The sequence below is a fragment of the Aliiruegeria sabulilitoris genome, from assembly GCF_001558155.1.
GTDB classification, from domain to species: domain Bacteria; phylum Pseudomonadota; class Alphaproteobacteria; order Rhodobacterales; family Rhodobacteraceae; genus Tropicimonas; species Tropicimonas sabulilitoris.
Map to the genome: position 1 here is coordinate 1 of NZ_LOAS01000039.1, position 25,397 is coordinate 25,397.

Sequence of the window (25,397 nt, forward strand, 5' to 3'; positions counted from 1 at the left end):
GTTGGGCAGACTCTACATCACGGTGAGGGACTTTCCGGGGGACAGGTCATGCGCATTGCCGCCATTGGGCGAGTATCGGTTAAGGTCCGGTGCGCGGACAAAGGGTGAGTTCGCTGCGTTTGCGCAGGAGGCTGCTTCCATGCGCTTTGCGGACCTCCACCTTGGATTGCACGCCGAGCACACACAACCAGAGGTTGAAGTGCTGGTTCTAAAAGACACTCTGTCCACTCCCCCAAGAGCGAGAAATCCTTTTTCTATGTTTCGTGTAGCGGGCGACTGTCGGAAGGGGTGGGCCTGACGCCCAATCTTCTCCGACTCTTACGTTATTGATTTTATGTGCTTTTAGAAGGAATTACCTCAGTCAGTGGGTGTTTCGGACGCACTCGTCTGGCACCGCACGATGCCTTCTTGGGTGGGCAGCATCCGACCCATTTCGATCTGACGTCTCGTGGACGCGACGCCTTCGCCGACACGTACAACCCGCCATGCCGAGATACCGATCTGTCCCATGCATCGTCGTTCACCCGCCATATTTCTCGACCAGCACCGGCTGCATCGAATAGCTCACGGAGACCGGGGCCTGTCCATCGACGTACCCGACGTCCTGAACCGAACTCTGGGCGACCATGGTCCCGGTGATCCAGACGGGCCTGAAAAGTACGTCCACCTCGATGCCCTCGGGATACACGACATGGACTATCTGGTTGGCGGGCGGTGGTGGGGTGTGGATGCAGGCGCCGACGGTGGGCACGAGAAGGAACTCAACCGCCTTTCGATCCTTGAATTTCAAGGGCAGCATATATCCCGGTAGGCGGACACTCGTGCCGACGATGTCCTCGTTCACCGCTGAGGCTGCCGCTTCACGTTTCTCCATGATCGCCACACGCGCAGCGAACAATCCGTCGACATCGAGGCCGTCCTTGGACAGTTGTTCGCGCAACGCTTGCGCCTCGGTGCGCGCCTCTGCGTCATCGCTTTGCTCGGCCCCTGTCTCGAACCGCAGGATCTGGCGGAGGGTGTCCATCTGGTCGTAGGTGATGGTTTCGAACGGGTTCTCGATCACGGCGGCCGGAGGCGCGAGCGTATCCCAGGAGATCTCCTGAGGGTCAGCCGCCTGCGCCAGCCCCGGAGGAACAGCAAGCGAGAGCATCAAGACGAGACGGGCGAACATGGTCATGGAGAAGTCCCTTTGGTTTGTCATAGCCGGACCGACAGCCCGTCGGCCAGCGTCATGCGATAGACCCGGACTGCCGGGATAAGCGAGGCAAGAAGCCCCGCGCAAAAGATGACGAAAAGGGTGGCCAGTTCGCGCGCCCCGAAGATATTCAATCCCAATCGCAGACCGAAACGGGCGGACAGGATCGGGTCGGTCACGACCGTGGCCACCGTGAGCACAGCAAGGCCAAGGATCAGCCCCGCGGCGGTGAGGACGGCGGCTTCCGTGACGATCAGTGCAAAGATGCGGCTGGGGGTCGCGCCGACTGACCGCAGGATCGCAAATTCGCGCCGGCGGGTGTCGAGGGTCGCAGAGAGCATGACCACCATGCCGATCATTCCTGCCAAAGCCACGGCCCAAGCCATCAGTCGCATCGCACGCTCCGCTGTCCCGGTGATCCCCCAGAGCTCGGCGAGCGCGACCGCCGGGAGGACGGCGCTCAACGCGTCAGAGGGGCGATCGTTGACGGCCCGCTGCAGACCGAGGACACTGGTCCGATCGATCAGCCCAACATAGACGGCATTGATCCGGTCCGGTTCGTGTCCGCGTCCGGCCCCGGTGCCTTCATGGCCGCCTTGTTCTTCATGATCGTCATGCGCGTCATCCTCACCATGACCGTCGGCGGGCATGGCGGCCGGGTCGAGTGGGTCGGCCAGCGGCGCGTCTTCCTGCGCATGAAGGGTGTCAAAGCCCTCGAGCGTGACGAAGACCATCCGGTCGACTGCGGTGCCGGTCGGCGCGAGCACGCCCGAAATGGTGAACGGCGCGTCGTCGTGGAGGTCGAAGGAGACCTCGCCGGAACCATGGGCGTTGACGATCACCGCACCCAAGTCATAGCCGAACCGCGCTGCCACCTCGGCCCCGACCACGGCGGCATCGGCCACGTTCCCGGCAAAAAAAGCGCCCTCAGCCAGCGACAGAGGCTGACCGCCCGAGTGCCGGAAATGCTCGAAATACGAGCCATCGGTGCCGATCACCGGATAGCCGCGATGGTTGTCCCCCATCTGTATCGGCACGGCCCACGCCACCTCGGGCCGATCTTCCAGCCACTCGAAGCTCTCCCATGTCATGCCGGTCCCGGTGCCGCCGACGCCGAAAACGGTGGCCATCAGGATCTGAACGGAATTGCCGCGCGGCGCCACGATCAGGTCGATCCCCGACGCGGAGTTGGCGAAACTGTCGCGCGCGCCGTCCCTCAGCCGCTCGACACCGAGGATCAGTGCCACGCTGAGGCTGATGGCCAGCACGGTCAGGCCGGCGACGAACCGGCGGTTCCACAGGCTGCGCAAGCTGAACCCCAGCATCAAACGGCGCTCCCGTTCAGGGCGAGGAAGTCAACGCCACGGTCGAAATGGCGCTCAAGGCTGCGGTCATGACTGACGAAAAGCAGCGCTGTGCCCGCTTCGGCGCATTCCCGCGCCAGCAGGTCGACGAAGGCCGCCTTGGCCGCCTCATCGAGCGCCGAGGTCGGCTCGTCCGCCAGGATCAGGTCCGGCTTGCCAATCAGCGCACGCGCGGCGGCAACCCGTTGTTGCTGGCCCACGCTGAGCTCGCTGGCCGGTTTGGATGCCAGCGACGGATCGGACAGACCCAATTCGTCAAGCAGTCGGCGGGCCGTTCCCGCGGGATCGTCGCCCGCACGCGCGCGGCGACGCTGCGAGAATGTGCAGGGCAGAAGGACGTTCTCGAGCGCGCTCAGCCACGGAATGAGGTTGAACACCTGAAAGATCATGCCGACGTGATCCACCCGGAACCGGTCCCGCGCACCACCGCGCAGGGCGCCAAGATCCTGATCCGCCAGGCGGATGGCCCCCTTCGGCACATCAACCACTCCCGCGATCGCCGACAGCAGCGTCGATTTTCCGCAGCCGCTCGGTCCATACAGGAACAGGCTCTCGCCGGACGCCAGAGACAGCGCGCCAATCTCCAGCGTGCTGCGCTCCGCGCCCGGCCATCGGTAGACAAGCCGTTCAATCCGCATGGGCGAGCCCGGGACTCGACATGACCCAGAAGCCCCAGACAAGCAGAGCATTCAAAACAGTTCGATACACGGTGTTCTTCATGCGATTTGACTGGGTTGTCTGGCAGGCTTGCAGTATGTGGGGTGGAAACGCGTGGCACTGTCGCAGCACGGGTTCATTTGTCCAATCCCAAAGGATCATACACGGCATATTGCCCGGCGTTCGAACGTATCTCGTACACCTGGTGGATCGAACAGAACACGGATTCTGTGAGGGAGCCGGGCATGCTGCCACCGAGCTCCGCTCTGATCTGTCCAATATCAATGGAGGCATCCGCGACAAACTCCGACAACGCGGTAGAAGCCTCCACATGCTTGGCAACCGGGCCCACTTGCGGTTTGTTTTCGGCGCCAACCGAACCCGGCATCAGCCCGAGTCCCAGCGGGAACGCCAGAAGGGCCAGCCGAAATCCCGTCCATCGGGGTCGGGTGGCGGAACCACCCTCCCCGATGTTGAGGGGCTCCGTCGTCACTGTTTTGCCTCCGCGGATACGCCCGCCGGCCTGGCACCGGAATCATCTATGGTGATCGTGGAAATGCTAAAATTCTGGACCCAGACCTGTTCGGTCACGGGCTTGAACTGACCTGTTTCCCGGACCGGAAAGCGGATCGGTTGGCCGGCCCAGACCTTCTGAAACTCGGACTCGTTGACGACCAGTTGACCGTTGACGATGACGTAGGGAATTCCGGAACTTGGCAATCCCTGTTCGCCGAGCTTGTATGTGGCATTATCGGTAACCGTTGCAGGGTTGAAGATCGCGATGTCAGCAACCATGCCCTGCTGCATGCGACCGCGTTCCTGCATGGCCACTATGCCGGTATCTCCCAGATGCTTGGCCGCCCAGTAACTCAACTGGGCCAGCGTGAACATCAGAGGCACGCCTTCCTCGCGGCCGAGGCGCAGCACCTTTGCCCTGGAACCCGCAGTTCTTGGATGACCCAGGTAGTCTGAGAACGGCAAATCCCAGGAATCCACGCCCTTGCCCGAATAGATGGCATCCGAGGCGACCGTCATGTGCGGCATACGGAGCCAGTACGGCAGCCATTTTGTCCGGTCCTTGTTGAAGACCACGACAATGCGGCTCGGATCTTCCGCGCGAGTTTTCAGGAATTCGTCTTCGCTCAGGAACTTGTCGGCAATCGGGTCATACATGGTGTCCTTGTATTCGAGACCCAACACGCCCTTAAAGCTTTCCGGATTGAAGAACTCTGCTGAGATACTTGTTGATCCCGCAGTGTAAGGATAATACTCGGACCACACGTTGTAGCCCTCGTCCCTTGCCTTCTGCAGTTTCTCCTCGTTCTCCCACCAGCCATAGTCATTGTTGTGCATCACGAGCAGGGGGGCATCGAGTGCAAGGGCATTGGCCAGCATCTCAGAGGTGCCAAGTGGGGCTTCCGGAGTGACCGGATTGGTGTGAAACCGCACATGGGCAGCGGACAGGCGACCATAGCGGGCAGCGAGTTCCTGGGCCTTGTACATCTCGAATGTCGTTACGCCGCCGGTCATGTATCCAACAGTGGACGCGAAACCAAGCGCACCTTGCTTATAGGCCTCGTCCATCAGGGCAAGTATCTGGTTCAGATGATCAAGATCGCTACGCGTGTCCGACCAGCCGCAGACACCGTCAGCACAACCGTCGGCCCGGAGCTTTCCGACCAGCAACGGAGTATCGGCCCAGTCTGGTAGTTCAATTTCAGGGTCATGCACCTGCATCCGCACGCCTTCGTGGCTGATGCCCGTGCCATAGTTGAGCGGCCAGGCGTCCTGCTTTGCCGCATACCATGCATCCACCTTTATCGCACCGACTTCCAGGTCCATGCCGGTGGTTACGCCATCAAGCGCGGCCATCTTCAGTGATAGGCCGTCAAGTGCGTGGAAGTGCGTGTCGATGAAACCTGCGGTCACCACATGGTCGGTGGCGTCAATCGTCTGGTCTCCGCTGATGTCACTGGGCGTGATGATAGCAATCCGCCCGTCCCGGATACCCACATTCAGCCTGTCATCGAGCATGGTCTCCGGATCCATGACCCGCCCGTTTAGAATGACGAGGTCATAGGTGTCTTGTGCCTTTGCAGGCACTGCGGCGAGCAATACGGTGGCGCATAACGAAAAAATCAGCTTGTTCACGATGGGTTCTCGCTTTTTAATCTCCAGGAGTGCGCCGGCAAAAAGCGCGCTCCGCAAGAGGCTGCTCACTTGTCGCCCGCCGCGCTTTCGCGGCGGGCGATCGTTGTCACTGAAGGGTGTTCTTGTAGATCACGCCGTCCTTCATGATGATGAGGATCGATTCGGGGCTGTCAGGACGCGGCTCTGCGTCGAGCCACCTGTCTGACGCGCCGACGACAGAGAAGTCTTCGAGCGGATTCCCGTCGAGGAGCAACAGATCAGCGTAAGCGCCTTCTTCGATGACGCCAATCTTGCCTTCCGGATATGGGTTCATGAAATCGCCAGACAGGGCGACAATTTCTCCACCCACCGATGTCATCGCCACCAGTCCTTCGTAGGCGCTGAAATACTTCGCGTGCAAATGCTTCTCGTAGGCAATCTGGATGTTGCACATTACAACTGTATCGATACAGTCCGTATTAAAGCCACGCTTGACAGGAAATTTCTTCAAGTTGGGAATGAGGTTCTTAAACATCTCCATTGCCGCTGTCGCTTTGGCCAGGCTCGCTGGAACGTCGCGCACTGGCGGAATTTCCAGTATCGACGTATCGAAGGCGGTCAGGTTGGCCGTCATGTAGGCGCCTTTCTCGTTCATCAGCTCTGCCATTTCCTCGTCGAAGCCGAAATTATGTTCGATGGACTTGACGCCAGCATTCAGCGCGGCCATCGCGGCTTCCTTGCGATAGGCATGTACCATGACGTAACTGCCGTACTCGTTGGCGGCCTGAACCGCCGCCTCAAGTTCCTCTTTTGATCCGGCAAGCAATGTGAACGGGTCGAATGCCGAAATGATGCCACCCGATTGCATGAATTTGATCTGGGTGGCACCCATGCGGAAGTTGTTGCGCGCGAATTTCAGCACGTCGTCAGGGCCGTTGACCTGTTGCGAGATGTTCAATCGACCTACGTTTGTCTCTGCACCAGGCGGGGAAGTGAAGTCGGCGAAATCGGCATGCCCCCCTCTCGTGCCGATAAACGCACCGGAAGGATAGTGGCGCGGACCGACGATCAACCCGCTATCGATTGCCCTGCGAATGCCGCCGTTAGCACCACCCGCGTCGCGCACGGTGGTGAAGCCCTGCATCAAGTACATCTCGGCCATCTTGCTAGCGTGAATGCCGAAATCCTCCCAGGTCTTCTGGGCTTCCATGGCCGGCACCGATGGCCCCATGAGCACGAAGTGGGCATGGGCCTCGACGAATCCCGGCGTAATCGTCCGCCCGCCACCGTCGATCACTGTCGCATCCGGGGCGTCGACGGCGCCGGTCGACACGGTTTTGATCTTGTTGCCCTCGACCAGAACCGAAGCGTTTTCGATGAGGGCCTCGTTCACACCGTCAAACACGTTCACATTTGTAAACAAAGTCTGCGGCGGCGCATCTTGTGCGCACACCGGGCCTGCCGCCAGGACAGACAGCACAGCTATTTTCATCAAGGTTTTCAAACCGTTTTCTCCCGTTTACAGTGGCCACATACGCCTTGCGCGGGCCGTTCACCGCTCCAAAATGAGCACTTTTAACTCGCCGTCCGCGCGCACCGAATCTTTCGGGCAATGCCTCAGCAGTCGCCGCAGACTAACAACCTGAGGCGGCAAAAAATTATCAAAATGGGATAAAATTATCCCGAGAATCCGACCTTTTGATAAGTTTTCGGTGCAACTATCGGTCTCCCGGCCATGAAGTCGCCCGCCGCGCTTTCGCGGCGGGCGGTCGTTGTCACTGAAGCGTGTTCTTGTAGATCACGCCGTCCTTCATGATCAGCGGGATGTTCTTTGCGTTGTCACCCAGGATCGAGACGTCTTCTAAAGGATTTCCATCCACCAACAGGATATCGGCGTAGGCACCTTCCTTGATTACGCCCAGCGGTCCCTCCTGGTAGGGATGCCCGGGTCCGCTCAATTCAAAGTACTTCGCGTTGTTGGAAGTCGCCATACGAAGGATCTCGACATCGCTATAATAGTTTTTAAATCTGGCAAGAAGATCGGCCTGCTGACCGTTGGTATTCGGTGAAAAGAGAAGGTCTGTTCCAAAGGCCATATTCAGGTCATATTTTTTTACAAATCCCATCGTCTTCTCAAAACCATCTACGACCTGAACAAACTTTGCATAGCGATCTGGGTCTAATGTCTCTGCACCTGGAATATCTAGGTAAAACGGCTGGATGGACAGCCAGGCGCCCTTCTCCGCCATGAGTTTTGCACTTTCTTCACTCATCAGGTGTCCATGCTCGATACCCTTAACGCCGGCGTTTAATGCCCGGGCAATTCCTTTTTCGTTGTAAATATGCACGGTAACGTAGGTACCCCAGTCAGTCGCCGCATCCACGATAGCCTCTAGTTCTTCAGCAGTATATTCATTGACATACAGAGGATCATACAGGCTCGACACACCCCCGCCGGCCATAACCTTAATCTGGGTTGCCCCTTTCTTCAGGTTGTAGCGTGTGGCCGCGAGAACTTGATCCACCCCGTCTGCCACCCGGGTGATCTCAAGCTGCTCAAAACGTGGTGGACCCCATCCGAAGGCACGCGGACCTTCCCACACCTGACCGAAATCACCATGCCCTGAAGTCTGGGAGATCAATGCCCCACTGGGAAAAATGCGCGGCCCCTCAATTACACCTTCATCAATGGCTTTCTTGATACCAAAAGCCGGCCCGCCGACATCACGGACAGTGGTAAATCCGCGCAGGAGCGTTGCCTCAGCGCCGGCAATCGCGCGTGCATGCAGATAGTCCGCTTCTTCCGATTGACCTTCCTCTAACGTAATTGAAGAGAGCAGCGTATGCCAGTGAGCGTCAATCAACCCGGGCGTCAACGTGCGCCCGCCACCATCGATCACTGTCGCATCCGGGGCGTCGATGGCGTCGGTCGACACGGTCTTGATCTTGTTGCCCTCGACCAGAACCGAAGCGTTTTCGATAAGCGCCTCGTTCACACCGTCAAACACATTCACATTCGAAAACAAAACCTGCGGCGGCGCATCTTGTGCGCACACCGGGCCAGCCGCCAGGACAGACAGCACAGCTATTTTCATCAAGGTTTTCAAACCGTTTTCTCCTATTCACAGAGGCCACATACGCCTTGCGCGGGCCGTTCACCGCTCCAACATGAGCACTTTAAACTCGCCGTCCGCGCGCACTGAATCTTTCGGGCGATGCCTCAGCAGTCGCCGCAGATTAGCAACCTGAGGCGGCAAAAACTTATCAAAATTGGATGAAATTATCCCAAGATTCCGAAACTTTGATAAGTTTTCATTGCATCACGAAGTATGATGAAGCATGATATGGAGCATGACGTTACCTGAGGCCAATTTCCTCCCGGGAAGCCCCGTAGCCCGGGCGAGTGCCTTGGTGCAACTGAACACGATTTCCCCTTTGCTTGGCTATCTGAAGGCGCGGTCCTATGATTTGGACCAACTGATGGAGGCTCACGGGCTTACGCTGGAAGCCGCGAAAGATCCTTCGCGGCTCGTGCAGGCCGAGGTGATTTATGGGCTCGTCGAGTCCCTTGCCCGGGCCACCGGCGATCCGTGGCTCGGCGTACACGTCGGGGAACAACTCGACCTTCAGGCATGGCCTATCACGCAGGACGCGCTCAAGGGTGGCGAAACAATCGGCCAAATCCTGACAAGCCTCGTGCTTTCCATGGGGAAATTCACCGCATCGGCGCGGCACCGTCTGGAAATCTGCCCCCTGCAATCCTCCTACTCTGTAGAACGCATGTTTCGTCCGCGCCAAGTGCCGCTTCAACTCATCGGATTCACATTTGCATCATTGCTTCGGATTCTCGATCTGAGCGACGACACTCGGGCAACCGGCGACGTGGTGCTCGAAACACCTTCTGCACGCGCATTGCCGCCGGGTTACAGAGGCCTCGACATTCGGGAAACCGGGTCTCCGGTGCAGGTGGTCCGCTTTCCGTCACATCTGCTGCGGTCCCGTGCTGTCAATCGTCTTGCCCGCACCCCTGCAACCGAGGCTTCACTGGAGCGCCCGTCGCTGACCCGCGCCATCGCCGCCGTAGCGCCGGAGATGCTCAATCGCGACGAAGACAACCTGCAGCAGGCTGTGGCCGAGGCGATCGGCCTGGCTCCGGCAGAACTGGAAGCCGGGTTGTCTGTCCTTGGCACGAGCCTCGCGAGCGAGCTCCGCCGCGCGCGCCTTGCGCTGGCTTGCGATGCGCTGGAAACGACTGACACGCCGATCGCAGACATCGCGGCCCAGTTGGGTTTTTCCACTGCCGGCAACTTCTCGAGGTTCTTCAAGTCCACCACGGGCGAAACGCCGCGCGCTTATCGTCAGCGGCTGCGGCGTGTTCAAACCGGAAAGCGGTAGAAGCGGGTGGCTGTGATCAAGCAGGCCCGCGTCGGGCATCACGGTGACGATCAGCGCCAGCTACACCGCTCGACGGGACGCTGCCGCCATGAAACTTTTGCAGGCCTTCCACCACACTCTGGTTCACATTTTCCACCAACGAAACGACAGGGAACAAAGCCCCGTGAAACCCACCCTCAAGACCTACATCCTCGCGCTGACACTTTCCGGATTGTTCGCCGCAGCGCCGATGGCAACTTTTGCCCAAAGCGCCAGCAACTTCGCCGGCCCCGACTCAACGCCAAATGTCCTGGCTTCCGACGCGGAGGATTCTGACGACCTGCTTGGTATCAACAAGCAGCAATCCTGGTCGGAGTGGAAAGCAGGCGTAAAGGAGCGAACAGGGTTCGATTTTGGTATCGACTACAACGTGCTAGGCTACAAGGCGTCCTCAAGCCTGGGAGAAGACAACACAGCCAGCGGTGCGCTTCGCATCTTTGGCACTTGGGAATTGTTGAACCGGGGGCAGGCCAATTCGGGCAAGCTTGTCTTCAAATTTGAGCACCGTCATGCCTTTACAGACGTGGCGCCGACTGACTTTGGCAGCGAGCTTGGTTATGCCGGGCTGGTCAGTTCCGTCTTCAGCGACCAGGGCACGCGGATGACACATTTCTACTGGCAACAGGATTTTGCTGAAGGCCGCGGCACCGTTTATGCCGGGTGGCTGGACGTGACGGATTACACCGATGTCTATGCACTTGCCAGCCCGTGGTCCGGTTTCTCGAACCTCGCTTTCCAGACCGGATCGGGCACCATCGGCGGGTTGCCTGACGGAGCTCTGGGGGTGATGGCCGGCGGTTTCTTGAGCGACAACTACTATGTCGCGGCCAGCATCGTCGACGCCAACGGAGACCCGACCGATCCGCTTGCCGGGTTTGACACCTTCTTCAACGACTTCGAGACCTTCAAAACGCTGGAGTTCGGGTGGACCTCTGGGCCCGATGCCCTTTTCTTCGATAATGCCCACGTGACCCTATGGCAAATCGATGAGCGCACAGCGGCCGGTAGCCCTAGCGGCTACGGGGCTGCATTTTCTTACTCCAAAGCGATCGACAACACGTGGTTGCCGTTTATTCGCGGTGGTTGGGCCAAGGATGGCGGCAGCCTCTATGAAACCGCTCTGAGTGCCGGTTTCGGCTACACGACCAACCCGGGCCAGAACATGCTTGGTGCGGGGCTGAACTGGTCCCGACCAAACGAAGACACCTTCGGGTCCAAGCTGGACGATCAATATAGCCTTGAGGTATTCCAGCAATGGCAATTGACCGAAGGCATTGAGCTGACCCCGAGCATTCAGGCGATCAAAAACCCGGCGCTGAACCCCACAAAAGATACGGTTGCGATGTTCGGGCTTAGGCTGAGGGCTGCTTTCTGAAACGACTCCCGCCAATATGTTTCCACCGGAAGGGGGCTCTGTTGCACAAATCCCGTGAGGGATTCATCTCGTGAATCCAGCGTGATAGCTGGGATGCATGGGCAGACCGCCCCCCCCCCGCCTACAAGACCCGGAACTGGCCGGCCTATAACGAAGCGTTCAAGCGCCGCGGCTCGCTGACGATCTGGTTCGATCCAGGGATGAGCTGGGATGCCGCGCCGACGGGCAGGCGTGGCCGACAGCAGACCTACAGCGATACCGCCATCCAGACCTGCCTGACGATGAAGGTGCTGTTCGGCATGGCGCTGCGGCGATCCGGAACCAGCCCGCGACGATATCCTCGGCCCGGTGGCCAGCCTCGAGGTGCTGTCAGATGGATTCGAACTCGTATCTGCTAGGACAGTGACACTGTCGTTTATGCCGCGCAGAGACCGCGCCACCCGGCGAGAGCGGCGGTACGGTTGGCCTTGAAGAGATATCGGCTGGAGAGGCTGCGTTCCTGTTTGAAGTGGTTGGTGACGGAGGCGAAGTTCTGCAAGCTTCGCATCCGTCGGAACCGTAGCATGGCCCGCTCCCGTCGTCGGAACGGCACGCACTACGCAATTCCACACACCGACGCCTGCTCCCGCATCACGGCATAATCGGCCAGCATGTCCACGATCGCCGATCCCTACGGCAGCCGGGCCAGTTCCTGGGCCGCTTGCGCCTGGAACTCCTGGCTGTACTCGTCGACCGGCGGACATGCCTCGAAGTTGCCGACGTCAGAAGCGCTCGTCGCGCAGCCGGTCAACCAGCTCATCGCGACCGCGAGGATGACGAGCCGCCGCCTCCAGCATTCGTCGCTTTGCGTCATGGAATTTCTCCATCGTTTGCAGCCGTTCTGACCTAATGGGATGAACTGCCTTCCCGCCAAGACCGCAGCTACTGTTGTGGAAGCAGCGGAGGGAGAGGAGCATTCCGATGGAGATCGCAGTACTTGGCATTGATCTGGGGAAGACGACCTGCAGCGTTGCGGGGCTTGATAGGGATGGCGCGGTTGTCCTGCGTAAACGCGTCCAACGCCATCGGCTCCAAGCTTTCTTGTCGAGGCTCCCACCTTGCATCGTGGCGATGGAGGCGTGCGGAGGGGCCCACCACCTTGGTCATTTCTGTGTCGAGCAGGGCCACGACCCGCGCTTGATGTCGCCCCTGCATGTCCGGCCCTACGTGAAGGTCCACAAGACCGACGACCGAGACGCCGAAGCCATCGCGGAGGCCGCAACGCGCCCCACCATGTCCTTCGTGACTTTGAAGCGGCCGGAGCAACTCGATCTTCAGGCGCAGCACCGGGCATGGGAGCGCCTTGTTCAGAACCGGACCCGCCTGGTCAACCAGGCCCGTGGCTTCCTGATGGAGCGTGGTATTCGCATTGGCACCGGCCGACATGTCTTTCAACGTGAACTGAGGCGGCTGCTGGAAGATGACGTCTCCTCCCTGATGCCAGGAATGATCCGAATTCTATCCGGCATGGCCGCCGAACTGGCCGAGGTAAACGACCGCGTTGCCGGTCTTGATGCCGAGATCCGTACCCATGCGCGCCAAGACCAGGACATGCGGCGGTTGATGGAGATCCCCGGCGTTGGTCCCACCATCGCCACTGCGCTCGTCGCCGCGATCGGCGATGGGAGCAGTTTTCACCGGGCGCGGGACCTGTCTGCCTGGCTTGGGTTGGTGCCCAGACAAATCACGACTGGCGGCAAGGCACGTCTCATCGGCATTTCCAAGCATGGCAACAGCTATTTGCGAAAGCTGTTCATCCATGGCGCACGGACCGTCCTGCATCTTGTCCGTGACAGGTCGACTCCGTTGGCACGGTGGGTCGATGCGCTGAAGGCAAGAGCGCATGCGAACGTTGCCGGCGTCGCCATGGCGAACAAGCTGGCGCGGATTTCTTGGGCGGTGCTGACCAGAGGCGAACGCTACCGACCGAGTGCTCTCGTGGCCACGTGACAGACCCGAGTGGAGACGGAAACATAGAAATCTGCTGGCGAAAAGGAGATGGACCAACGACCTGATCGGCGGAGTGCAAGTCTGGCGGGGGGCATGGCCTGTGAGTGCCGATGACCTAATGAGACGCACGCCGCGCGACTTCCCATCTTGGTCGGGGGCGCATGTATGCCCCGCAAACAGACCGAATACATAGAAGCAGGGTTAATGGTGCATCAAAAAATCGCTTGCAGGGGAAGGCAGTTCATACATGCCCCCCGTTGGTCCCTCACCGTGATGTAGAGTCTGCCCAACCTTTGCAGGAGCAGACACATGCGAAAGAGCCGTTTCACCATAGTTGTCGAAGTTGGTGTACGCCTTGAAGCGCAGGAGCCGGGGCTGATCGACGATGCCGTTCGCGTTGTCGACGCTCAGCCCATCGAAGAAGTTACTGCCGTCGGCCGAGACCGCGAGGCGGAATTTGCTCGATACAAGATACAAACAGTCCGACCAGCACCCGAGCAACGTAGCCTGTTTGTGAGGTCAAGCGGCGACCCGCGAGACGTTGCCGGTACGTAGCGCGAAATCACGCGATTGAGATATGAACATTAACTGCACACAACATCAGGCAGGTAATTAAATTATTGTGGAAATCGCTTCCATCCATCATAGAATTGAAGCAACGCGCACCTTCAAATGGCCGCTTCGCAGCGATGTTCAGACTTTGGTGCATGTTGCAGCATCGGTTATTTTGGGCTCGAGGCGGCCGTCCGCCGCGGCTCGCGCGAAAGTCGGCTCTGGGCCGATCACGTCGCCTGCCACGTCGTCGGCGCTGTTTTTGCAGTGGTCGCTATCGCCGCATAGTTGACCTACCCGCCGACGCAGGTATCGGCCCCTCTCCTCTCTTCCCCGATCCGGCGCTTCGGCAAGTCGATCAGCTTCTTTGATGTCGAAGATATATCCCGGCTCGGTGATGCGGACCTCGTCCGAGGGAGTCATGACAAGTCAGTGCTGACTTTTGTACCTCCAGATCTTCGTGGAGCGAGTTCCGGATCGGTGACGTTCCGAAGACGAGCGATAGGAATAGAAGGACGATCATGTGTGCCGCCGCTGAGGAGCCGCGAAAGATCGCCTTGTGACTCTATGAATCGAAGAGTCCCCCGTCTCCGACCTTCAGGGAAATTCCACACGCGCCCGTCTTCTCCCCTCGCCTGCCTCGCCGGTCTTCATCATCGACAGAACGTTCGGCTCTGCAGATTCCGCGCGCTGCGCGATCACGCGATCCGTCAGGCCCGAGTTTTCAATGACGATAGTCAGGAAGGCGGCGGTGGGACTCTTGGTCATGGAGTGCTCAGCGGCCTGACCCCATACAAATACATCTGCAAGATCTGGGCTTCAGAACCGGATCGAGTCATCGTCACCCCGATCCACCAGATGCCGGGGCTGAACAACTACTACCTGCTTTTCGCTCGCACTTCGCTCGGTGTATTTCCGGTCCAGCGCCGCACTGCACGCGTGAGGGTTTCCTGATTGGCGTAACCGAGTTCTCTGGCCAGGTCCTTGAGCATTGGCTGGTCCGGCGCCTGCAACCGGCGAAGTGCACTGTTGGCGCGCGTCCGCTCGACGATTTCAGAAAAGTTGACGCCTTCGGCATGCAGGCACCGCCGAAAGGTCCGCTCGCTCATTCCGGCGATCGAGGCCACGGCTTCGACGGTCGGTTTCGTTCGCGGCAGCATGCTCGACATCAGGGCGGCAACGTCGTCCGCAAGAGTGTCTCCCTGTGTAAGGGGCCGGGCCGGGAAACGGGATTTCTCGGACGCGTACTTGCGCACCTCATCGGGCATGGCCATGTCCGCCACGGCCTTGTCGACCGAAATATCGAGCAAGCGGTCGTCTCGTCCGCAGACACGCTCACCGAGCCACGCGCGCAGGTGAGACACGCCCATTCGCGGATGCGGAACAAGGCCGATCTGCGCGACGCTGGGGGCGGTTCCCGTTGCGGAACTGCAGATCATATCCACCAGGCCGGCCACGTATTGCTGCACGAAATGCAGGGTTTCGTCGTCGCCGAGATTCACCGTCCAGCCGTCGGTGACAGTCAGTCCCGGCCCATCGGTGCGGACCCTGAAGACCTCGTGCGTGCTATGGGCCGACATCTGGCGCGACAACCTGCGAAACCCCGCGCGGACGGTTGGTCCCTGAAGGGCGGCGGCGCCGATGAATCCGATTTCGAACCCGCCCCGCTTCCCGGCAATCCGGTAGGGCGCATCCGGCCCCTCGACACGCGCGATGTCCACCAGCAAACGAACCGGACCACTTAGCGGGATTGGCAGAAGTGGATCATCGCGGCAAACCCAGCCGATGCCAGCACGTTCCAGGAAAGGTCCGGGGTCCCGGCCCCGTTCGACCAGCCACCTGACCATTGGCATGAGCGACGCGGCCCGTATCAAGGGAATGTTCCGAGACATGCTGCCTCCTCTTCCGCGGAGCACATAATTTGGCCGGTAAAATCAAATCCGACAGCCGAAAATGATTCATGTCAAGTTCCCGGATCGGCAACCTGCCAAACTGCCACCGCGAACACGACCCGGAAAGCGGGACTTGGGACTCGTTTGGCCGGGGAAGGTATTTCGAGTCTGGAGAAAACCGATATGAAACAGAGACTTGCTATTCTAGCCCTGATTTTGGGCCTTGGCGTGGGGATGCAATCTCCGCCGCCAAGCCATGCCGAGACTTCCGGGTCGCCCGCCTCGACGATAACGCTCGACGGCAAGCAGTTGCCACCGCCGCCCATGGCCTTTGGCGGCAAGATCGAGGAACAAGCGATCAAATCCACGCCGTGGTGGCCACCGCGCATCGTGCCGCCGAAAGACGCGCCGAACGTGCTGCTGATCATTACCGATGACGCGGGCTTCGGCGTGCCCAGCACCTTTGGTGGCGTCATCCCGACGGAAACGATGGATGCGCTTGCAAAAGAAGGCCTGAGCTACACCAACATCCATTCCACGGCGCTCTGCTCACCCACCCGCGCCGCGCTGATTACAGGACGCAACCACCATTCGGTGGGCTTCGGCGTGATTTCGGAACAATCGACGGCCTATCCGGGCTACAATTCCATCATTACCAAGGACAAGGCGACCATTGGCCGGATCCTGCTGGAGAACGGCTACAGCACGTCCTGGTTCGGAAAGGACCACAACGTGCCCGCATTCCAGGCCAGTGTGGCCGGCCCCTTCGAGCAATGGCCGAACGGACTCGGTTTCGAGTATTTCTATGGTTTCGTTGGCGGCGATGCCAACCAATGGCAGCCGAACCTGTTCCGCAACACGACGCAGATCTATCCGTTCGACGGCGACCCGGAGTGGAACCTGGTCACCGGCATGGCCGACGAGGCCATCGACTGGATCACCGACCTGCACCAGGTCGATTCCTCCAAGCCGTTCTTCGTCAAATACGCCCCTGGCGCCACCCATGCGCCGCACCACCCGACCAAGGAGTGGGTCGAGAAGATCGAGGGCATGAAGCTCTTCAACGATGGTTACGAGGCATTGCGCCAGACAATTTTCGAGAACCAGAAGAAACTGGGTCTCGTTCCCGAGGACACGAAACTCGCCGCCTGGCCTGCGGACAAGCTCAAGCCCTGGGACCAACTCAGCGACGACGAGAAGAAGCTCTTCATCCGTCAGGTCGAGGTCTTCGCAGCCTATGCCGCTTATAACGATCACGAGATAGGTCGGGTCGTTCAGGCGATCGAGGACATCGACGAGCTCGACAATACGCTGATCATCTACATCAACGGCGACAACGGCACCAGCGCCGAGGGCGGGCCGATGGGAACGCCCAACGAGGTGGCCTGGTTCAATGGTATCGCCGAGATGCCGGCCGAGACCCAGATGCAATGGTATGATGTCTGGGGCACGGAGGAGACCTACAACCACATGTCCGCCGGCTGGTCATGGGCCTTCGACACGCCGTTCGACTACTTCAAGCAGAACGCCAACCGCCTCGGCGGCATCCGCCAGAACATGGTGGTCTCCTGGCCGAATGGCATCTCCGACAAGGGGGGACGGCGCGACCAGTTCATGCATGTCATCGACGTCGTGCCGACGATCCTGGAGGTGGCCGGGATCGAGCAGCCCGAGACTGTCGACGGCATCAAGCAGTCGCCCATCGAAGGCACCAGCTTCGCCTATACCTTCGACAAGGCCAATGCCGAGCTGCCCTCGCGCCACAAGACCCAGTATTTCGAGATGATGGGCCAGTGGGCGCTTTATCACGACGGCTGGCTGCTGAGCACCGAGGTCAACCGGATGCCGTGGGAAACCCCCGGCACGCCCAACCCCGACCCGCTCAACAAGCAGGTCCTGCAGCTCTACGATCTGAGCAAGGACAAGAACCAGTCGACGGATATCGCCAAGGACCACCCCGACAAGGTGAAGGAGTTGAAAGCCTTGTTCATCGAGGAGGCGAAGAAGTACCAGGTCTTCCCGATGGATGCCTCCGTGACCACGCGGCTTGCCAAGCCGCGCCCGAGCATCACCGCGGGGCGGAGCGAGTTCGTCTACACCAAACCCATGACTGGGGTGCCACAGGGCGACTCGCCCAGCCTGCTCAACAGCTCCTACACGATAACCGCCGAGATCGTGGTGCCCGAAGGCGGAGCCGAGGGAATGATCCTGACCTCCGGCGGCCGGTTTGCCGGCTATGGTTTCTACCTGCTCGAAAGCAAGCCGGTCTTCACCTGGAACATGCTCAACCTGAAGCGGATCAAGTGGGAAGGAAAGGAAGCGCTGGCCCCCGGCAAGCATACGGTCGAGTTCGATTTCAAATATGACGGGCTCGGCGCGGCAACCCTCGCCTATGGCAGCCCGAGCGGGTTGGGCCAGAGCGGCACCGGAACGCTGAAGGTAGATGGCAAGGAGGTCACCAGCCAGAAGATGGACCACACCATCCCGACGATCCTGCAATGGGACGAAGCGTTTGATGTGGGCTCAGACACTCTGACGGGCGTCTACGACGCCGACTACAAGCCGCCCTTCCCGCTGACCGCCAAGCTCGAGAAGCTGACGATCAGGATCGACCGGCCGGAACTGAGCGAGGCCGACAAGAAGAAGATCGAAGCAGCCATGCAAAAAGCGAGCGACTGAGGTCATTTTGTAAGCGGGCATCAGGCTTGGGCCAAAGCCCTTGCCTGATGCCAGCATTTCGAAGGCTGGCGAAGGCTTTGCTCGCGGACAACCTTTGCGTCCGGATTACAGTTGCTGTCAGTGTTGCGAGGCGATTACCGCGATAGGCTGGTATCCGCCCTTCTTTCCTTATGTTGTGCCAACCGGCGTTGTTGCGTAACTCGCCCGCAGTTCGAGCGACGCAACTAAACCGTTTGCATCCAGACGCTTTCGGATTGGCCGAAAAGCGGTCTTGGGAAATGGAGCTATTTTCTCGAAATGAGGTGTAGCATTCCCGCGGCAATGCTGGGATTGCTTGCAGAATGAGGTTTCTTCTCAGACCGTTCGCAATGTGACAGGGTTGGGAAATGGACAGGTTCGGGAAACTCGCAGGCGGTGGATTTGAAGTCAGGAAAGAGATGGGTGTCATCCGTTTCGTTCTGGCAGGCACGCTTGGAATCAGAGACCTGCCCAATCTGGAGCCAAGCTTGCGCGCGCTGACCGGAGATCAGCCCGTTTTCATCGACCTTGAGCGCGCCGAACTCATCGATACCAGCATTGCCTGGATCATCCTGTCGACCCGGAAACGCCTTGACGAAAAGGGACAGTGCAAAATCTCTGGCGCCTCTCCGAATGTGGCCCGGATTATCGATACCATCGCATCAGCCATCCCCGAGCCGGAGCCCTCCGCCAAGGAAGGTCCTTGGCTGGCCGGTTTTCTTGGCCGGCTCGGCTCTGGTGTCGTCAATGCCGGGGTGATGTTCGCGCGTTTTGCCGGTGTTCTGGGGCTCTTCATCGTCCGGCTTGCGCAATCGGTGATCCATCCGCGCGAATTCCGGCTGACAGCTCTGGTCCATCAATGCGAGGCGGTGGGGCTTCAGGCGGTTCCCATCGTCGCCCTGATGTCGTTCCTGATCGGGGTCGTACTCGCCTTCCAGGGCTCCGCCCAGCTCCGCCAGTTCGGGGCCGAGGTCTTCGTCGTGGACCTGATCGCGATCTCGATCCTGCGCGAACTCGGCATCCTGCTGACGGCAATCATCGTTGCGGGGCGCACCGCCTCCGCCTTCACGGCATCTATAGGGTCCATGAAGATGCGCGAGGAAATCGATGCGATGCGCACGCTCGGCATTGATCCGGGTCATGCGCTCGTGGTCCCACGGGTCCTGGCGCTGGTGCTGATGTTGCCGATCCTCGGGCTGATCGCGGATGGGGCCGGACTTTTCGGAGGCGCGTTGATGTCATGGCTCGAACTCGGCATTTCGCCGGCCATGTTCGCCACCCGGCTCGTCGAGGGAACCGAGGTTTCCAACGTTTTCGTCGGTCTCGTCAAGGCGCCGGTCTTTGCCGTCTTGATCGGGGTCATCGGCTGCCAGGCCGGGCTGCAGGTTGGCAAGACCGCCGAATCCCTCGGCAAGATGACCTCGTCGGCCGTCGTCGCTGCGATCTTCGCGGTGATCCTCGCCGATGCCGTCTTCTCGATCTTCTTCCAGCAGATCGGTCTCTGAACATGGCGGATACGGTGATTGAAATCCGTGGGTTGCAGAACCGCTTCGGCAGCCACGTGGTTCATGACGGTCTCGACCTCGATGTGTATCGGGGCGAGATCCTTGGGGTCGTCGGCGGCTCGGGCACGGGAAAGTCCGTCCTTCTCAGGACGATTGCGGGGCTGAACAAACCTAGTGCGGGGTCGGTCCGCTTGCTCGGCACGAACATGCAAAGCGCGACCGAAGCGGAGCTTGACGCCGTCAGCGACCGTATCGGCGTGATGTTCCAGGACGGTGCGCTGTTTTCGTCGCTTACGGTGCTCGAAAACGTCGAGGTGCCACTGAAGACAATCCCCGATCTCCGTAAAGAGACGCGAGAGGACCTCGCGCGGTTGAAGATCTCGCTTTCGGGCCTGCCCTGGAACGCGGGCGACAAGTACCCGGCCGAGCTTTCAGGCGGAATGCGAAAACGCGCGGGGCTGGCCCGCGCCCTGGCGCTTGATCCGGAGATTGCCTTTCTCGATGAACCCACCGCCGGGCTTGACCCGATCGGCGCCGCCGCCTTTGACGAGGTGATACGGGACTTGTCCCGAACGCTCGGGCTCACGGTCTTTCTCGTCACCCATGACCTCGACACGATCTACGCCGTCTGTGACCGGGTTGCAGTGCTCGCCGAAAAACGCGTTCTGGTCACTGGCAGTGTTGCGTCAATGGCAGAAGTCGATCATCCGTGGGTCCGTGAGTATTTCCTCGGGCCGCGTGCTCGTGCCGCGCGCGGCACGATTGATGCACGGCCCGCAAAAGGCTAATCCAAGATAATGGAAACCCGCGCAAATTATGTCCTTGTCGGAGCATTCACCCTTGCGGGGTTCATCGGCCTCTTGTTGTTCTTCGTATGGTTCGCGCAGGTCGAGCTGGACCGGCAGTACGACTATTACGATATCGACTTCTCGACTGTCTCCGGTCTGACCAACGCCTCGGACGTCAGGTTTGCCGGACTTCCTGTTGGGCAGGTCGTTGATGTCAGCTTGTCGCCGGATGATAACGGCCTTGTCAGAGTGCGCATCGAAGTGGCCGCCGAAACGCCAATTCGCGGAACCAGTATTGCAACCATCGAGTCGCTGGGGGTGACTGGCGTTTCCTTCGTGAGCCTGTCCGCCGGAGACCCGCGCGATCCCCTGCTTGCGATGCCCGCGACAGGCGATATTCCGATGATCAATTCCGGACGATCGGTCCTGCAGGCGATCAGCGAGGATGCGCCGACAATCGTCGAGGAAGTGCTCTCGGTGAGCCGTCAACTGGGCCAACTGCTTGGGCCCGAAAACCAGGCGCGGGTATCCACGGTACTGGCAAACCTCGAACGCTCCACCGGCGATCTCGAGCAGGCTCTTGCAGATTTTTCGTCGGTCGCAGACACCATCGCGACATCGAGCGATGAACTTGTGGCCTTCACGGCGAAGCTGGACGAAATCTCCGCCGCCACGGCGAGTGTTCTGGAAACCGCAGACACGACGCTGGTCAGTATCACGGAAATCGCACGCCGGGCCGAGGGCACGCTGGACAAGGGCGATGCGATGCTCGAAAGCGGCCAGACCGCGCTCGCATCGGCCGATCTCTTCATCACCCGGGACTTGAATCGCGTGGTCGAGAACTTGGCCGCGACTTCGGAAAATGTCCGTCGGCAAATCGACAGCCTTGCGGCTGACACAAGTGCCACGATGGAGGAGTTTCGCAAGGCAGGAGCGTTGGCCGGCGATTTCATCCTGAAGGCAGATAAAACCTTGGAGACCACCGACATAACGCTCGCCGACATGTCGGTTGCTGCGGTCGCGGTAGAGGAAGCCGCGACCGAGTTCGATCTTCTGGTATCGGAAAGCGGTGCCGCACTGGTGAGCGAGGCCCGTAGCTTCATTGCTGATGCCGGGCGCGTCGTGGAGGCCGCCGCCAAGGTGGCCGAGACCGATCTGCCGGCAATCATCGAGGACATTCGCGGCGCGACCGAAACCGCCGCACGCGTTATCGAAGAGGTCGGAACCGATCTTTCCGCAGCTGCAGGACGGGCAGACGCGATCTCGGCCAATGTCGCCACCACGCTCGATTCCGTGTCCAGGACCTTCACCAACGCAAACGATACACTCAATCGGTTGAACACGGCGTTGGAGACGGGAGACAGCGCGCTCGCGGCCGCCGACCGGGTTCTTACCTCGGCCGATCTTCTGGTGAACGAAGACCTCGGCCCGTTGACCAACGAACTGCGCGCAGCGCTTTCTCGGCTCGACACAGCGATTGTCCTGGTTACCGAAGACCTTCCCGTCATCACGAGCGAATTGCGCAAGACGGCCGAGACCGCCAACGCAGCCTTCAACGAGGTCGGGCAAACCGCGACAAGCCTCGGTCCGCCGCTGCGTTCGTTTGCAAACGAGGGACTGCCCCAGTATTCCCGCCTCGCGCTCGAAACCCGTGAACTGGTCGGCAATCTCGACCGGCTCGTGAGGCGGATAGAACGCGACCCGGCGCGCTATTTCCTTGGCCGCGATGAACCGGCCTTCAGACGATGAGATTTCCCATGTTTCGCACAACGCTGTTTGCCGTCGCCGCCTCCATTGCACTGGCCGGATGCTCTGCCGTCGGCGCGCTCAACCGCGCAAGTGAACCACTCGATGTCTATGATATCCGGGCTCCGAAATCGCTTGCCGTGGCGCGCGGGCGTCCTCAAGGGATCGACTTCATCATCGAGGAGCCCACCGCCAGCGGTGTTCTCAATACAGACCGGATCGTTGTACGGCCTTCGTCGGCTCAGGTCCAATACCTGCCGGACGCAAGGTGGAGTGAAACCGCCCCCTCGATGATACGGTCTGCATTGATCGAAAGCTTCGAACGTACGGGCGCATTCCGGTATGTCGGCCGCAGCCCGTTGGCCCTTTCCGGAGATGTGGCCCTGGTGACGAACCTTTCAGAGTTCCATGCCGAAATCCTGCCCGATGAGGACGCGGGAACGGTCCGGATGACCCTCGTTGCCCGATTGGTGCGCGAAGACAATGCCACCATTCTGACCAGTCGAACCTTCACCCGGGTGGCCGCCCTGCCCGACGTTGCGACACCGACGATCATTGCAGCCTACGAGAGTGCCGCCCATGAAATCCTGTCTGATCTCGCGGAATGGGTTCTGGAATCCCGCGGGATCGCCTTCGGCTCATCCTGAGCGCGATTGCCTTCGTCAACTCCCGGCGTTTCGATCCGGCGACTTCGCACCGAACCGGGGACGGCATTTCGTCACTGACGCCATTGTAGGGGCGACATGAGAGCCCCCTAAGAGAACCATGAGCCGATTGAACGACAATCCGCTCTTGAGACCTGAGTAGCGGATAGAGAACGTTTGCGCCAAGACGATGAAATTCCGTAGCCAGCGCGAGCGTTTGGTCGCAAAGCCCGAATTTGGCCTGCAGAGATTGGCATTCGGGTTGGACGGTCGTCAGGCCCGTTTGGCAGCATGGATAGAAATGCAGTGGAACCCGGCACCACTCATCCGCAGTTCTGCGAGGTCACGCGGGCTCAAAGGTTCCAACTCGCGGTGCGATTTGCGATTGACCGTCCGCCGACGGCGCCAGTCAGAAGGCCGAAGGCCGAAGTTGGGACGGCGTAGGCTGTATTGGTCATTGTCACCTGACACACCCCTGAGTTTTGTTTCAGGAGAAGTTCTACCGCTATCTTCTCCGCTTCATGCATGGGCTCGGACCTTCGGTGACGTGGCGGCCCGATGAAGATGACGGCCTACCTCCGGCCACCCGACATGCAGCATGGGCGGCAACCGGACTTCCCCTAGGATGGTCATCCCCGCGGCACGATTTCCCAAAACCAACTCTTCATAGCATCTTGCAGCATTGTCCGGCAGTTCAGTGTCCGCAGTGCGGGCACAGCCGCCGCTCCCAATGTGCATCCCTGTAGTTCGCCTCCTGCGCAAGGCCTCCCGTCGCGTGGGCTGAACGCTTGGCACATGCCGCGTCCTCATCCGGACAGAAAGTGGCCATGCAAGGTCTGTATTTCGAAGCGCAGAACCGGGCCCAAAGCGGACTTGGCAAGTCTTCGGCCATCGAGGACAAAGTGAGGTCTCCGACGGATAGGCTTCTCGACCCCGTCGCATAGAGGATCAACCCTGCCACCGGCAGGGAAGATAAGATCCTCTGAAGCGTTCGGCCAGTTCGTCCAGCCATCTTCTGGATTGGCAGAACACGCTTGCCGTGGTGGGCTAGCATCACTCCATTCGGCACACCCGAGCGCTTGCTTCTCGACGGCCTGAAAATCGGGCGTTTTTTCCCTGTGGACCAAGTATGCAGGCACCTGCTCAAGGTGATGGCTGAACAGATCCCCCTTCCGCTGGTTGCACGGCCCGCTGATAGAGATGCCATGTGGTGTGGCCAAGGATCGGCAGGGTGAAGATCAGACCCAGAAACGCCGGAACGAGTGACAATAACATGGTGACCGAGATGATCGCCGCCCAACTTAGCATGACCACCGGGTTTTCCGTGACGACGCGAACGGAGGTGATCATGGCGGATATGAAATCCATTTCCCGGTCCAGCAGCATGGGCATGGCGACGACGGTCACCGAGAACAGGACAGCCGACAGGAGGGCGCCTACGCAGGAGCCGATGGCAAGGAAGGTCCAGCCCTCGGGCGTGAAGAGTACCGTGTTCAGGAACCCGTCCAGATCCGAGAAAGAGGAATCCTTAAGCACGATCACCAGCACGGTCCGGAACTGGTAGAACCAGACCCACAGGATGAACAGGGTGACAAAGGCCATCCAGCCCATCTCGCGCTTGCGTTGATTGGCCATGACGGAGAGGATATCGGACCAGCCGAAACTCTCCCCAGTCTGCAACCTGCGAGACATCTCGTAGAGCCCGGCGGCGGCGAAGGGGGCTACCAGCGGAAAGGCGATCACGGCGGGAATGACCATCCAGATCTTGCCGAGCCAGGCCAGGCACCAGACAAGAAGGATTCCAAAAACCGCATAGAACAGGCCGAAGAAGCCGCTCATGACGGGGCGCGCCAGAAAGTCGGAAAACCCGGCCTTCAGCGACGCTGTGATATCATCCGCCGTCACCTTGTTAACCTCGGGCATGCCCCGCTGCGGCGTCTGATTATCCGGTGGTGTGGAACCTTCGGTATTGGATGTCATGACATACTCCTCCCAAAGCATGGCGCCGCGCGGGTCCGTTTGCCAACAGATCTAGAGGTATAACAGACATCCCTGCCCCGCATACAAATCTGTATCAGGTAAGGCATTAGGGCAAGGGGGAATGGCCTTAAGTCCGCTGACAGGCCCTGAGCAGACCTTGTTGATCAGAGCGGCCAACAGCCGCTTCGAGCCCGATTTTCCGGATGCTGCACATCGCACCAGTGTCGGCCCTACAAGACCGTGCCAAAAACGTGTCAAAACCAAACTGCGTCTTGCCAAGGGTTTGTGGCACAGGATTGTTCAAGGTTTCTGGCTTCGTCGCTACGCGTGCCGAAAACGACCGTTTGCGCCCGCATAAAAAAGTCTTGTTTTCTCAGACTCGTATGCGCGATAGCTCCTACTAGGTCATGTTGACAAATGGCGGAGCCAGAGGCGGATTGATGTGATGT

General features: G+C 59.8%; 20 protein-coding genes and 3 pseudogenes. 10 read left to right on the forward strand and 13 right to left on the reverse strand.

Annotated features, from left to right (window positions below; genetic code table 11):
- Positions 1–520: 520 nt before the first annotated feature.
- The 7 genes from AX756_RS22420 to AX756_RS22450 all read right to left on the reverse strand — a co-directional run bounded on the left by AX756_RS22420 (position 521) and on the right by AX756_RS22450 (position 8,453).
- The gene (locus AX756_RS22420) at positions 521–1,177 is read right to left on the reverse strand and encodes a DUF3299 domain-containing protein (RefSeq protein WP_231701144.1); all 657 of its coding nucleotides are present in this window, start codon (positions 1,175–1,177) and stop codon (positions 521–523) included.
- A 20-nt stretch (positions 1,178–1,197) separates the two neighbouring features.
- The gene (locus AX756_RS22425) at positions 1,198–2,520 is read right to left on the reverse strand and encodes an ABC transporter permease (protein ID WP_068317431.1); all 1,323 of its coding nucleotides are present in this window, start codon (positions 2,518–2,520) and stop codon (positions 1,198–1,200) included.
- On the reverse strand, positions 2,520–3,197 hold the full coding sequence (locus AX756_RS22430) for an ABC transporter ATP-binding protein (RefSeq protein WP_082739293.1): 678 nt from the start codon (positions 3,195–3,197) through the stop codon (positions 2,520–2,522). Before AX756_RS22430 ends, AX756_RS22425 begins: the two co-directional genes overlap by 1 nt.
- Positions 3,198–3,352: 155 nt before the next feature.
- Positions 3,353–3,709, reverse strand: coding sequence for a hypothetical protein (locus AX756_RS22435; RefSeq protein WP_068317435.1), 357 nt, complete (start codon positions 3,707–3,709; stop codon positions 3,353–3,355).
- Positions 3,706–5,367: an amidohydrolase family protein gene (locus AX756_RS22440; protein ID WP_194247519.1), complete on the reverse strand. Its 1,662-nt coding sequence runs from the start codon at positions 5,365–5,367 to the stop codon at positions 3,706–3,708. Before AX756_RS22440 ends, AX756_RS22435 begins: the two co-directional genes overlap by 4 nt.
- Before the next feature lie 106 nt (positions 5,368–5,473).
- Positions 5,474–6,850, reverse strand: a complete 1,377-nt coding sequence (locus AX756_RS22445; RefSeq protein ID WP_231701145.1) for an amidohydrolase family protein — start codon at positions 6,848–6,850, stop codon at positions 5,474–5,476.
- 271 nt (positions 6,851–7,121) lie between these two features.
- The gene (locus AX756_RS22450; RefSeq protein WP_231701146.1) at positions 7,122–8,453 is read right to left on the reverse strand and encodes a metal-dependent hydrolase family protein; all 1,332 of its coding nucleotides are present in this window, start codon (positions 8,451–8,453) and stop codon (positions 7,122–7,124) included.
- A 304-nt stretch (positions 8,454–8,757) separates the two neighbouring features.
- Between AX756_RS22450 and AX756_RS22455 the strand changes: the two genes are divergently transcribed.
- The 3 genes and pseudogenes from AX756_RS22455 to AX756_RS25255 form a co-directional block, all read left to right on the forward strand.
- Positions 8,758–9,741: an AraC family transcriptional regulator gene (locus AX756_RS22455; RefSeq protein ID WP_231701149.1), complete on the forward strand. Its 984-nt coding sequence runs from the start codon at positions 8,758–8,760 to the stop codon at positions 9,739–9,741.
- Between the two features lie 88 nt (positions 9,742–9,829).
- Positions 9,830–11,155, forward strand: a complete 1,326-nt coding sequence (locus tag AX756_RS22460) for a carbohydrate porin (RefSeq protein WP_082739295.1) — start codon at positions 9,830–9,832, stop codon at positions 11,153–11,155.
- 74 nt (positions 11,156–11,229) lie between these two features.
- A pseudogene (locus AX756_RS25255) lies at positions 11,230–11,472 on the forward strand (transposase); the annotation flags it as partial.
- Positions 11,473–11,570: 98 nt separating this feature from the next.
- Here AX756_RS25255 and AX756_RS22465 read toward each other — a convergent pair.
- Positions 11,571–11,747, reverse strand: a pseudogene (locus AX756_RS22465) (IS6 family transposase); the annotation flags it as partial.
- Positions 11,748–11,825: 78 nt separating this feature from the next.
- A complete protein-coding gene (locus AX756_RS22470) occupies positions 11,826–12,008 on the reverse strand; it encodes a hypothetical protein (protein WP_231701147.1) in 183 nt (60 codons plus the stop codon).
- 107 nt (positions 12,009–12,115) lie between these two features.
- On the opposite strand from AX756_RS22470, the gene AX756_RS22475 reads away from it, so the two are divergent.
- The gene (locus AX756_RS22475; protein ID WP_068317448.1) at positions 12,116–13,144 is read left to right on the forward strand and encodes an IS110 family RNA-guided transposase; all 1,029 of its coding nucleotides are present in this window, start codon (positions 12,116–12,118) and stop codon (positions 13,142–13,144) included.
- A gap of 201 nt (positions 13,145–13,345) precedes the next feature.
- Here the strand turns inward: AX756_RS22475 and AX756_RS26485 are convergent, their stop codons facing one another.
- A complete protein-coding gene (locus AX756_RS26485; protein ID WP_231701148.1) occupies positions 13,346–13,621 on the reverse strand; it encodes a hypothetical protein in 276 nt (91 codons plus the stop codon).
- 672 nt (positions 13,622–14,293) lie between these two features.
- Positions 14,294–14,464 (reverse strand): hypothetical protein, encoded by a 171-nt coding sequence (locus AX756_RS25830; RefSeq protein WP_156461627.1) that lies wholly within the window; start codon positions 14,462–14,464, stop codon positions 14,294–14,296.
- 6 nt (positions 14,465–14,470) lie between these two features.
- On the opposite strand from AX756_RS25830, the pseudogene AX756_RS26905 reads away from it, so the two are divergent.
- A pseudogene (locus AX756_RS26905) lies at positions 14,471–14,569 on the forward strand (IS481 family transposase); the annotation flags it as partial.
- A 5-nt stretch (positions 14,570–14,574) separates the two neighbouring features.
- Here AX756_RS26905 and AX756_RS22490 read toward each other — a convergent pair.
- A complete protein-coding gene (locus AX756_RS22490) occupies positions 14,575–15,588 on the reverse strand; it encodes a helix-turn-helix transcriptional regulator (RefSeq protein WP_082739297.1) in 1,014 nt (337 codons plus the stop codon).
- A gap of 183 nt (positions 15,589–15,771) precedes the next feature.
- Here AX756_RS22490 and AX756_RS22495 point away from each other — a divergent pair, with 183 nt between their 5' ends.
- The 5 genes from AX756_RS22495 (at position 15,772) to AX756_RS22515 (ending at position 22,971) form a co-directional block, all read left to right on the forward strand.
- The gene (locus AX756_RS22495; protein WP_082739298.1) at positions 15,772–18,267 is read left to right on the forward strand and encodes an arylsulfatase; all 2,496 of its coding nucleotides are present in this window, start codon (positions 15,772–15,774) and stop codon (positions 18,265–18,267) included.
- 437 nt (positions 18,268–18,704) lie between these two features.
- Positions 18,705–19,790, forward strand: coding sequence for an ABC transporter permease (locus AX756_RS22500; RefSeq protein WP_068317461.1), 1,086 nt, complete (start codon positions 18,705–18,707; stop codon positions 19,788–19,790).
- A 2-nt stretch (positions 19,791–19,792) separates the two neighbouring features.
- Positions 19,793–20,578 (forward strand): ABC transporter ATP-binding protein, encoded by a 786-nt coding sequence (locus AX756_RS22505; RefSeq protein ID WP_068317464.1) that lies wholly within the window; start codon positions 19,793–19,795, stop codon positions 20,576–20,578.
- A gap of 9 nt (positions 20,579–20,587) precedes the next feature.
- On the forward strand, positions 20,588–22,327 hold the full coding sequence (locus AX756_RS22510) for an MlaD family protein (RefSeq protein ID WP_068317468.1): 1,740 nt from the start codon (positions 20,588–20,590) through the stop codon (positions 22,325–22,327).
- A gap of 8 nt (positions 22,328–22,335) precedes the next feature.
- The gene (locus tag AX756_RS22515; RefSeq protein ID WP_068317471.1) at positions 22,336–22,971 is read left to right on the forward strand and encodes an ABC-type transport auxiliary lipoprotein family protein; all 636 of its coding nucleotides are present in this window, start codon (positions 22,336–22,338) and stop codon (positions 22,969–22,971) included.
- Positions 22,972–24,111: 1,140 nt separating this feature from the next.
- On the opposite strand, the gene AX756_RS22520 is transcribed toward AX756_RS22515, so the two are convergent.
- Positions 24,112–24,948, reverse strand: coding sequence for a DUF2189 domain-containing protein (locus AX756_RS22520; protein ID WP_068317474.1), 837 nt, complete (start codon positions 24,946–24,948; stop codon positions 24,112–24,114).
- Positions 24,949–25,397 lie beyond the last annotated feature (449 nt).